Annotated in this window: 3 protein-coding genes; 1 reads left to right on the top strand and 2 read right to left on the bottom strand. The window is 60.1% G+C overall.

The genetic code is table 11. From position 1 onward, the window contains the following. The first annotated feature begins 601 nt into the window (after positions 1-601). Entirely contained in the window at positions 602-7,942 is a 7,341-nt protein-coding gene (locus GJA_RS02795; protein WP_051780199.1) for a beta-1,3-glucanase family protein, read from the top strand. 192 nt (positions 7,943-8,134) lie between these two features. On the opposite strand, the gene GJA_RS02800 is transcribed toward GJA_RS02795, so the two are convergent. Both GJA_RS02800 and GJA_RS02805 read right to left on the bottom strand, forming a co-directional pair. After that, on the bottom strand, positions 8,135-9,451 hold the full coding sequence (locus GJA_RS02800) for an enoyl ACP reductase FabMG family protein (RefSeq protein WP_038488551.1): 1,317 nt from the start codon (positions 9,449-9,451) through the stop codon (positions 8,135-8,137). Between the two features lie 170 nt (positions 9,452-9,621). Continuing rightward, positions 9,622-11,994, bottom strand: coding sequence for a DNA polymerase II (locus tag GJA_RS02805; protein ID WP_038488553.1), 2,373 nt, complete (start codon positions 11,992-11,994; stop codon positions 9,622-9,624). Positions 11,995-11,997 lie beyond the last annotated feature (3 nt).

An 11,997-nucleotide genomic window follows, 5' to 3' on the forward strand; every position in this document is an offset into this window, starting at 1 on the left:
CCCGCCACGCGTCCTCCTCACGCCTGGTCCGCGCTCCTGATGCGCGGCCAGAACAAGACGCTCACTACTGGGATAGGCTCTTAGAACCACCCCGGTAGAGTATGCATCGCCTGCTGACCGCCGCTCAGCAGCCATCCGGCGACGCTCCCTGCCGGGATAGATACTGAATGGTTTAAAACAGGATCGCGCAGCAGCGGCACCGCCGGTGATGGCGGCGCGCCATTCAGGAGCGGGAACAGAGAACGTGGTTTTTAAATGATGCTTAAATGAAAACGATTGCATAATCAATTAGACCACTTGTGGACAGCGTGATATATTCCCACTCGGAAATAATTTCCATAAGGAAATATCTCCTGTCAAGCGGCTTGTTTTGCTTGGCATGAAGATATCGCCTCATGGGAAAACGCCGGTGCTTCCCGCCGTGGGGCGGGAAATCGGCTTATTTTGAGGGGAAACGATGAAAAAAAATAGAGTTGCAAGTTGGGCAAACATCTACTGGATGTTTGCCCTTCTTTGCGTGGTGGCGGGGGTTTTCAGCAGTCCCTCCGTCACAGCGGCCGAGGCCGTTTCACTTCCGGCGTCCAATCGCCTGAAGATCAACTTGGGCGCCACGCCGTGGCGTTACAACCTGACCGACGACCAGCCTGACAATTTTATCAAGCCGGACTTCGATGACTCCCAATGGCCCACCACCGGCATTCCGCATTCGCCGAATGAGTCGACCATGTTCACCAACTGGGAATCGGGCGGCGGCGCCGGCTTCATGCTGGGCCGTGTCTGGTACCGCAAGCATTTGACTATCGACAAGAAGTATATCGGCCGCAAGATACTGGTCGAGTTCGAAGGTTCGCATACCGGCGTGCAGGTGTATATCAATGGCCAGTTCATCAAGGGCGCCAGCGACCTGAATCCGAAGGCGACCCATGTGATCGGCTTCCTGCCGTTCGTGGTCGACTTGACGCCGTACCTGAAGTTCGACGGTAGCGACGTGCTCGCGGTCAAGACCGCCTCCAACGGCGATTTCTTCTCCAACCCTGATTTTGCCGGCGGTTACCGCTTCGGCCAGGGCGACACCGGTCTGTTCCGTCCGGTGTATATGTACATCACCGATCCGGTGCACATTCCGCAAAACGTTTATCCGACCTTGAAGACCTGGGGCACGTATGTGTCGACCCGTTCGGCCAACAGTGACTCGGCCGAGATTCACGTCGAAACCAATATCCTCAATGAAAGCGCGGTCGCGAAGAGCGTCACGCTGACCACGCAGATCCTGGATAAGGACGGCAAGATCGTTGCCCACTCGGAAACGACCAGGACGCTGGCGCCGAACGCTGGTCCTGGTTTGCAAGTCAATAAATACGAGCAAGAATTGACGGTCGATCATCCGACCTTGTGGTATCCGAACAATGTACCGGATCACGGTCCTTATATGTACCGCGTATTCCATATTGTCAGCATCGATGGCGCGATCGTCGACGCCACCGAAAGCCCGCTGGGCATCCGCATCATTACCTGGAACAACGATACGCCGATCATCAATGGCGTGGCGGTCAAATTCTGGGGCGCCTCGGGCCGCTACGACTACCCTGCACTGGGTACCGCGGTACCGGAAGAGCAGCAATGGCGCGACCTGCAATTGCTGGCCGCGGCCGGCGGTAACCTGTACCGTCCAGGCCATTCCTCGTCGAGCCAGGAATTCGTGGCCGCGGCCGATGCGCTGGGCGTCATGATCATGCAGCCTAGCGGCGACGGCGAAGATGGCTTCGACCAGAATTGCTACCCTGGCGACGCCGATTCGTGCCCGGCCAATGTGCGTTACAAACACGCGCTGAAAACCGAATTGCACCGCGAAATGGTGTACCGCGACCGTAACAATCCGTCGATCCTGGCATGGGAAGCCAATAACGGCATCATGAACCCGACGCTGGCGCAAAACCTGAAGGATATCAGCAACGGCTTGGAGCAAGTGCCGGCCAAGGACGATCTGCCGGCCGTATTGGCGCGTCCGCAAAGCAGCCGCGACGCCAAGCATCCTGAAAACGGCGACTTCCTCAGCTGCACCCGTCAAAGCTGCGAAATCAACCTGAAGCGCGACCATCCGGACATTCCAACCTGGAATGCCGAATCGTGGGGCGGCGGCGGTTTCCGTGGCGGTTACGACTATGAAATCAAATTCGTCGCCGAGTATCTGAAGGACTGGAGCGAAGGCGTGGCAGCCAAGGCCTTCGGCCTGGCCCAATGGTACCTCGCCGATACGCCGGGTGAAACCGGCGCGCATGCCGACGGCAGCGATCCGAAGCTGGTGCGCGGTATCGCCGATTCGATGCTGGACCAGAACCGTTTGCCGAAGCTGATGTATTACGCCTATCAGGCTTCGTGGACGCCGTTCGAAGTGAAACCGGTGGTCGCCCTGGCCAATAGCTGGAACCGCAGCGGCCAGGTGCGTGTCAACGTATTCAGCAACTGCCCGGCGGTGCGCCTGAAAGTCAACGGCGAGCAGCAAGGCGATATCCTGGTGCCGAACCCGATCGACTCGAAAGTCACCGACATCAGCCAGGACACCACCCAATTGCCGTTCCAGGCCCATTGGGATGGCGTGCAATGGAAAGAGGGCACCGTGACGGCGGAATGCCTGCCGAACGTCGACAAGTTCGCCCAGCCGGTCGCGATCGACCAGCGCACCACCGCCGGCCAGCCGGACCATCTGGAACTGATCGCCGAGCAAGGCTTGCAGCGTCCTGACGGCAGCCGCTTCCAGGTGACCGCCAACGGCAGCGACGCCGCTTTCATCACCGCCCGCGTGGTCGATGCCAACGGTATCGTGGTGCCAACCGCGACCAACAACATCACGTTCGCGGTCAGCGACCTTGGCAATTATCGCGGCGGCACGCAACAGCGCGTGACCTCGGCGGATGAACTGGCGCGCATCGGTTTCCTGACCGCGTCGCAAGCGGCCGAGATCAACGATGAAAAATCGACTTCGCCGACCCGCGAAGCGTCGATCCGCAAGATGATCAGCTACCACTCGCCAGACTCGCCTGAACTGGCGGCCGAAGCCGGCCTGCAACGCATCGCCGTGCGCAGCCGCTTCAAGGATGGTCAAGTGACGGTCAGCGCATCGTCGCCAGGCCTGGGCAGCGCCCAGACTACCTTCCAGATCGTGCCTGTACCGCTCGGCACGACCCAGGATGCGGCCGCGCCGGTCGTGGTGGTGCAACCTGCCGGTCAATTGATCAGCGCCGGAGAGCAAGCCACCTTCTCGGTCACCGCATCGGGCGCCGGCCCGCTGTCGTTCAAGTGGTATCGCGACAACGCCGAAATTCCTGGCGCCACCGGCAGCAGCTATGTCACGCCGGTCACCACGACCAATGACAATGGCAGCAGCTATAAAGTGTATGTGTCGAACAGCGTGGGCAATGTCTACTCGCAAGCGGCGACGCTGCAAGTAGTGCCGCCGGTGCCGGCATCGATCGCCACCGGTCCTAAAGCGTTGACCTTGCCGGTCGGCCGTACCGCCAAGTTTACGGTGACGGCTGAAGGCTCGCCGACGCTGCGTTATCAGTGGTACCGCAACGACCAGCTGATCGCCGGCGCGGAACAGAGCAGTTTCACCACTGCCCCTGTGACGCTCGACGATAACGGCGCGCAATACAGCGTGACGGTCAGTAACGCCTTGCTCACAGTCACTTCGCCGAAAGCCTTGCTGACGGTGGTGGCGGCGGTCAAGCCGGTATTTACCGAACAGCCAAGCAGCAAGATTGCGCAGATCGGCCAGTCGGTCAGCTTCAGCGCCACGGTAACCGGTTCCAAGCCGATGCATTTCGTCTGGAAAAATAACGGCAACGTGGTGGCGACGGCCGATGTCAATGTCGACAAGGATGACCCGACCGGCGACAAGCCGTCGACCAGCATCTTTACCATCAGCTCGGTGAAAAGCACCGACCTGGGCAACTACACGGTCGAGGTATCGAACGCGGGCAATGCCGCCAACGAAGTCCTGACCAGCAAAGTGGCCGCCTTGACGCAAGCTCCTCCGGGTGAAAATCTGGCGTTGCACAAGTTTGTCAGCGCGACCAGCTTCCAGGACAAGGATGGCATGCCTGCCTCGGCGCTGACCGATGGCGACACGCTGACCCGTTGGAGTTCCGATCAGAAAGATGGCGATACGGCCAGCGTGCTGCTCGACCTGGCGACCCCGGAAACCTTCAACCACATCCTGTTGCGCTGGGAAGCGGCATATGCCTCCGAGTACAAGATCGAAGTGTCGAACGCCAAGGACGACCCTAGCTCGTGGAAAGAGATTCATCACCCGGCCCAAGCCACTGGCGGCCTGGACGAGTTCACCTTCGAACCTGTCTCGGCGCGTTATGTGCGCCTGACCGGCATCAAGCGCGCCAGCGATTATGGTTATTCGCTGTTTGAAATCGAAGTCTACAATGTGCCTGGTTGCGGTCCGAACCAGCGCTACAACGTGCTCGACGCCGACAATGTGCTCGACAACGCCAGCGGCCTGACATGGCAGCGGCGGGTCTATGCGCTGCCGAACCAGGATGGACAAGCGCAATTTACCCAGCCTGTCGCGCAAGCGTATTGCCAGGCAAAAAACATGCGTTTGCCGACACCGGAAGAAGCATTGGCGATCAGCAAGTACAACACGGCAAGCTGCGCCTTCCCGGGCCAATGGAATACCTGGACCTCGAAACTGGTTGAAAACGACAACCAGTACGCGTACACCGTCGGTTCGGATGGCTTGCTGAGCCAAAGCCTGGCCACCAACGCGCCAGGCAAGGTATTGTGCGTCAGCGGCGAAAGTCTGGTGCAGGCGCCGGTATTGACCTTGCAACCCGTAAGCCAGACTGTTGCGGCAGGCGCGCAAGCGCACTTCTCGGCAGCGGCAAGCGGCAGCAATGTGATCTACAACTGGTTCCGCGATGGCGCCCTGGTGTCGACCAGCTCGCAGCCGCTCTACGATACCCCGCTCGCCAAGGCTGGCGACAATGGTTCGAAATACCAGGTCAAGGCCAGAAACGTCAGCGGCGAAGTCAGCAGCCAGATCGTCACCCTGTCGGTAGTCGGCGCGGTTGATCCGGGCAATGGCAACAACGGCAACAACGGTAACAATGGCAATAACCAGGCGCCTGCGCCTGTCATTACCAGCGCACCTGCCAGCCAGACGGTGGCACTGGGCGATGCCGCGCAGTTCACGGTCAAGGCGAACGGCAGCGGTACCCTGGCGTATCAATGGTATCGCGACGGCCAGCCATTGACCGGCGCCACCAGCGACAGCTACACCATTCCCGCGGTCACGCTGGATGACAATGGCGCCACCTTCACGGTGACCGTCACCACCAGTGCCGGCGGCAAGGCCAGCACCCAGCCTGCCACCTTGCTGGTGCAAGATGGCGCGCCGGCCGACGATGTCAACCTAGCGCTGAACAAGACCGTATTGACCAGTGCACCGGTCGAGAACGAGAACTTCGGCAAGGCGTCCAACGCTGTCGATGGCGATCCTGCGACCCGCTGGGCGTCGGACTTGCACAACGAGACTTCCTGGATCACGATCGACCTGGGTTCGCCGCAAGCGGTGACCAAGGTGGAACTGGACTGGGAAAACGCCTACGGCAAGCGCTACCTGATCCAGGTTTCGCAAGACGACAAGGCGTACCGCACCGTGTACACGCAAAATACCGGCCGTGGCGGCAATGAAGTGCTGTCCTTCCCGACCGAAACCGTGCGTTATGTGCGCATGCAAGGCGTACAACGCAACACCGACTACGGCTACTCGCTGTTCGAGTTCAAGGTGTTCGGTCCGAAGCTGGCGATTGTCGACCAGCCGAAGACCCAGACCGCGGTGGTTGGCCAGGTGGCCCACTTCGCTGTCAAGGCCAGCATTACCGACGGCGTGTCTTACCAGTGGTTCAAGGGGAATCAGCAAGTGCAGGTCACCAGCGATCCGGCGTATCAAACGCCGGCGTTGACCTTGGCTGACAGCGGCGCGTTGTACAGCGTCGTGGTGACCCAGGGCGAGCACTCGGCCAGCAGCACCAAGGCGTTGCTGACGGTGTTGCCGAACGCAAACACCCGTGCCAACCTGGCCCTGAACAAGCCGGTCACCAGCAGCGGCGCCGAAAACGACGGTTTTGCAGTGGACCGCAATGCGGTCGACGGCAATACCGACTCGCGCTGGTCGTCGAACTTTGACGACAATGCGTGGATCGCGGTCGACCTCGGCGCACCGGTGCCAGTGTCGCAAGTCGTGTTGAACTGGGAACGTGCATACGGCAGCCGCTATCTGATCCAGACCTCGCTTGACGGTCAGCAATGGAATCAGGCAGCCAAGCAGGACGACGGCAAGGGCGGCATCGAACAGCTGTCGTTCGCTACCACCACCGCACGTTTTGTCCGCATGCAAGGCGTACAACGTTCGTCGCAATACGGCTACTCGCTGTACGAGTTCGAAGTCTACGGTTCGGGCGACGTGCAAGTGCCGCCACCACCACCGCCGCCGCCAACGCCAACCCTGCCCGTGATCAGCGGACAGCCAGGCAACGTCAGCGTACTGGTGGGCCAGACCGCGCATTTTGCGGTCAGCGTCACGGGCGGCACGGCGCCGTTCAGCTATCAGTGGTACAAGCGCGGCCAGTTGATCGACGGTGCGGTTTCCGCCACCTACGATACGCCAGCCGCCGTGGCATCTGATGATGGCGCGACGTTCAGCGTGGTCGTGTCGGTCAAGGGCTTGACGGACACCGTGAAATCGAAAGAAGCCACGTTGACGGTCAATGCCGGCGGCGGCAATGGCGATTACACGATCTACCCGGGTTTCGTCGGCGTGGATCTGCAAAACAATACCGGCGGCGCATGGCGCGACGACCAGGTCTATATTGCCGTGATCGCCCGCAATCCTGCCAACGGCCATTTCTCGTATCTGAAACCGGATGGCACCATTGTCGAAGCGCAATTGACCGACAACGATGCTCCTGGCCATTTGACCAAGAACGGCCAGAACTACAGCAACTACTTCTTCACCTTGGCCCAGAGCAAAACGCTGAAATTGCCGAAGCTCGATTCAGGCCGTATTTTCGTGTCGATGGGTAGCCCGCTGTTCATCAAGATCCTCGCGGATGGCAATCAGCAAGTTGGTTTTGCCGGGCCGAATGTGTTGAACCCGACCGACCCGAATACCGACGTGTATTTCGATTGGTACGAGTTCAGCTACAACGACAACGGCTTGTGGACCAATACCACCCAGGTCGACCAGTTTGGTCTGCCGCTGCTGCAGGATGTGTACGGTTCCAACCGTACCTTCCATCAGCAAACCGGTATTACCGAAAGCCGCGCCTCGCTGTTTGATGCGTATCGCAAGGAAATGCCAGCCGAGTATCTGGTTGGCGAACAGTCCGGCTTCCGCATTTTGGCGCCGGCCAAGACCACCTTCGACGAAGGCCAGGTCAATGGCCATTACTTTGACGCGTATGTCGATCAAATCTGGGATTACTACCGTACCACCTCGTTGACGGTGCGTATCGGTGGCCAGAAATTTGTCGGCCGCGTCAATGGCGGCGACCAGTTTGTGTTTAACGAAGTCGACGCCAACACTGGCGCCGTCATCGGTACCGACACGTACGTGGTGGCTCGCAAACCAACCACCCAGGAAATCTTTGAAGGTAAAGGCGTCCTGGCCAGCGGCAACGATCACGAGAAGCAGATCGAAGCACAGCTGTGCGCGGCGTTCAATCGTCACGTGGCGGGCGATGCTGCGAATTGGGCTCAACCGGCCGCCTTCTACGGCGCCGCACCGTCCAATGCGTATGCGAACTTCTTCCACAAGCACAGCGTCGGCGGCAAGGCTTATGGCTTCGCTTACGACGACGTGTCCGACGAAAGTTCGACGGTACAAGCACCAAAACCAGAACACATGGTGCTGGGTATCGGTTGGTAAGTAATCTCCTTGCCAAGTAGTTAGAACGATCCCTTGCCCTGCCGCAGCGACAACGCTGCGGCAGGGCTTTTTTTATGGGCGCGGCAAAGCAGCCTTGCTGGATAGCAAAGGACAGCGGCAGGAAAGAGGGGCGGCGTTACGGGGGGAAACCGGCCCGGACTTGTCGCCCGGGCCGGCTGGAACAGCGGAAGATTAGCGGTGCACCGAGTTCAGCTGGCGCGAAATGATGTCGTGGTTGAGCCAGATTACCGGCGCGGCCGGTTTCGACATTTCATGGAACATCAGCGGGCCGGTGCCTTCCAGTACCAGCGAGCTCAGATGGTCGGTGATCAAGGCCTTGCGGTCCTTGTGCAGCTTGGTGATGTCTTCCGAGGTGCCGATCATGACGTCGGCCAGTTCCGGCGTATTGTCCATCGGCCAGGCCGCGAAGTTGCGGAATACCACGCTGGTGGCGTCGCCGTTGTAGGCGGCGATCTTGTCCAGCAAGTCTTGCAGCGACACACCGTCTTCCAGCAAGGCCTGGCACGCATCCCATTGCTGCTGGGCCCATGCCGCGCCGCCTTCTTTTTTCAGCGCATTGAGCAGCGGGAACAGCGACAGTTCCACGCCGACGAAGATGTCCGACGAATTGGTGCGGATTTCCGGGCAATTGAACACGCTGGCCTGGATGCCTTTGTCCCATGCCGCCTTGGCGATGTTTTCCAGGCGCATCTTGGCCAGGCCCTGGGTATAGTTGCTATAGGTTTGCCACTGGTATTGATCGTCGATCAGGATTTCGGTGCCGTGGTAGCCATAGGCGCTGTAACGCACCTGGCCGCCGGTTTTTTCGAGGCGGGCGCGGATCGCCGCGCTGCCTTCGATCAAATGGCCGAAGGTGTTGGCGGTCACTTCGTCGAAATTCATCAGGATCAGCTTGCCCAGGTCGCTGTCGAGCAGTGCGCGCGACGACATGAAGCGTTCGCCGCGGCCTTTGTAGATACGGTTGGCGATCGCCAGGAACACTTTGACTTTCGGAATGCCGCCCGCCATGGTGTGGGCAAAATACACATTGCTGCCGTCGGCGATCAAGCTGTCGAGCTCGGCCATGGCCTTGGCCACCGACGCGCTGAAGCGCGCCACGCCGGCAGTGCGGCAACGCTCGATCTGGGCCCAGTCGAGTTTGTCTTCTTGCCAGCTTTTCAGCGTCATGTCGGCCAGCAGCGCGGTCGGGGTCGGTTCACCGGCCGGCGCGTCGAGGTCGAAACCGGCCATCAGCGGCACGTTGATGATACGGCCGCCCAGGTTGGCTTCGGCTTCGGCCAGTTCTTCCGCATTCAATGGACGCAGCGCCAGGTTTTCATCGCGCCGGCCGACGGTCATGCCGATGATGTTCATGCCCGCCTTGCGTGCTTCGTCCAGCAAGCCATTGACGTAGCCGCGGCCGAACAGCTCGCCAAACAGCACAAAGGTATCGCCCTTGCGGAAGATGTTGTTTTGCGGAATGTCTCTTAAGGACGTGATTTCGGTCATAGTATTCAATTCATTCAAAAATTAACAAAAAATGATTGCTGGCTCAACTTGATTGCTGGTTCAACGGTACAGCCGCAATTATGCGCCATTTCAAGGCAGAAACCCACGTTACGCACACAGTACCGCCTGAAAAGGGTGATTTTTACATAACAATGGCCGTCTTGGCTGTTTTAAAATAACTGTTGCTGGCCGCTGATCAGCGTCGCAAAGTCGTCGCCGAGGAACGGCAGTATCGCGTCCGCCACCGGTTGCAGCTGGCGCGTCAGATAATGTTCATAGTCGATAGCCGAGCGCTGGGTTTCCAGCGGTTCCGGTCCGGCCACCGTGATCACATAGCTGATCCAGCCGCCGTTCTGGTATTGCAGCGGCCGTCCTTGCTGCCGGTTGTATTCGTCGGCGCTGCGCGCCGCGCGCACGTGCGGCGGCACGTTGCGCTGGTAATCTTCGAGTGGCCGGCGCAGCCGCTTGCGGTACACCAGCAAACTGTCGAACTCGCCGCGGGTGGTGCGGCTGACGTAGTCGCGCACATACTCGCGGTACGCTTCGCGCTTGAAAATGCGCTGGTACAGCGCTTGCTGGAATTGCTGGGCCAGCGGCGTCCAGTCGCTGCGCACCGTTTCCAGGCCCTTGTAAATCATTTCTTCGCTGCCGTCCGGCTTGCCTGCCAGGCCGGCATAGCGCTTTTTACTGCCCAGTTCGGACCCCCGTATGGTCGGCATCAGGAAGCGCCGGTAATGGGTTTCGAATTCCAGTTCCAGCGCATTGTCGAGGCCGAATTCCTCGCGCAGGTGGCGATCCCACCACTGGTTGACGTGGGCCACCAGCGCGCGGCCGATGACGGCCGCCTTGTCATCGGTATGCGCGTGTTTCAGCCAGACGAAGGTGGAGTCGGTATCGCCGTAAATCACTTGATAGCCTTGCGCCTCGATCAGTTCGCGGGTGCGGTGCATGATTTCATGGCCGCGCAACGTGATCGACGACGCCAGGCGCGGATCGAAGAAACGGCAGCCGCTGGAACCGAGCACGCCGTAAAACGCGTTCATGATGATTTTTAATGCCTGCGACAGCGGCTGGTTATGTTCGCGCTTGGCCACTTCGCGGCCTTGCCAGACTTGCTTGACGATGGCTGGCAGGCAGTGTTGGTCGCGCGAGAATTGCGCGCCGCGAAAACCCGGCACGGTATCTTGCGCACCGTCGCGGGTGCCGGCCACCAGCCCGACCGGATCGATCAAAAAGGTGCGGATGATCGACGGATACAGGCTTTTGTAATCGAGCACCAGCACCGAATCGTACAGCCCCGATTGCGAATCCATCACAAAGCCGCCGGGACTGTTTTCGCCGGAAATATCGCCCAGGTTGGGCGCCACATAGCCCTGGCGGTGCATCAGCGGCAAGTACAAATGTTCGAACGCGGCGACGGAACCGCCGCTGCGGTCGGTCGCCAGGCCGGTCACGCTGGCCCGTTCCAGCAAGAAGGTCAATAGCTCGGTCTTGGCGAAGATGCGCGTCACCAGCTCGCAATCCTTCAGGTTGTAGCGCGCCAGCGCCGGCTTGTCTTCGGCGAAGCGGCGGTCGATTTCGGCCATGCGCTGGTAGGGATTATCGATCGACTTGCCCTCGCCAAGCAGGGTTTGCGCCACATTTTCCAGGCTGAACGACGGGAAATTCCAGGTCGCCGATTTCAATGCCTCGATGCCGTCGATGATCAGCCGGCCGGCCGCCGCCGCAAAGAAATGCTGCTGCTTGCCGCCGTGTTCGCGCCATTCCATCGCGCTGCCGTCGCGTCCCAGGCGCAGCGGAATATGGTAGCGCTCGGCATGCTCGCGCAATACGCGCAAATCGAACTGCACCAGGTTCCAGCCGATGATGGCGTCCGGATCGTGCCGTTCCAGCCACTGGTTCAGCCGTTCCAGCATCAACGGGCGGTTGTCGCAATATTCCAGCTCGAAATCGCGCGCCTGCTCGTGGTTGCCGTTTGGCGGGCCCAGCATATACACCTGGCGCTGGCCGCAGCCTTCCAGCGCGATCGAATACAGCTCGCCGTGGGCGGTGGTCTCGATATCGAGCGACAGCAGTTTCAAGCGCGGCCGGTAGCCTGGCGCCGGTTTCAGCTGGCCTTCCAGCAGCGGCCCCTTGCCACCGGGGCCAGGCTGGCCGCCGAACCGGACCGGCGCCGTGATGAAACGCTCCATCAGATAGCGCTCTTGCGGCCGGATATCGGCTTCATAGACATCGACGCCATGTTGCCGCAACAGCTTTTCCTGTTTCAGCAAATGGCGGTATTGCTGGCAATACAGGCCCAGCACCGGGCGATGGCGGAAATCCTGCAGCGACAGCGGGCGCAGTTCGATACGGCGGTCGTCTTGCAGCACGGCTTCGGCCCGTTCGCGCTGCTCGGCCGGAATGAAGGCGACCGACGGCTGCATCGGCAGGCGCAGATGGCGCGGGCCGTTTTCGGTCGCCAGCCAAAAGTCGACTTCGGTGCCGGCCGGCGTATCGCGCCAGTGCCGCGTCAAGATAAAACCCTGTTGTAGTTGATCCACCGG

Source organism: Janthinobacterium agaricidamnosum NBRC 102515 = DSM 9628 (genome assembly GCF_000723165.1).
In the GTDB taxonomy this organism is placed as follows: domain Bacteria; phylum Pseudomonadota; class Gammaproteobacteria; order Burkholderiales; family Burkholderiaceae_D; genus Janthinobacterium; species Janthinobacterium agaricidamnosum.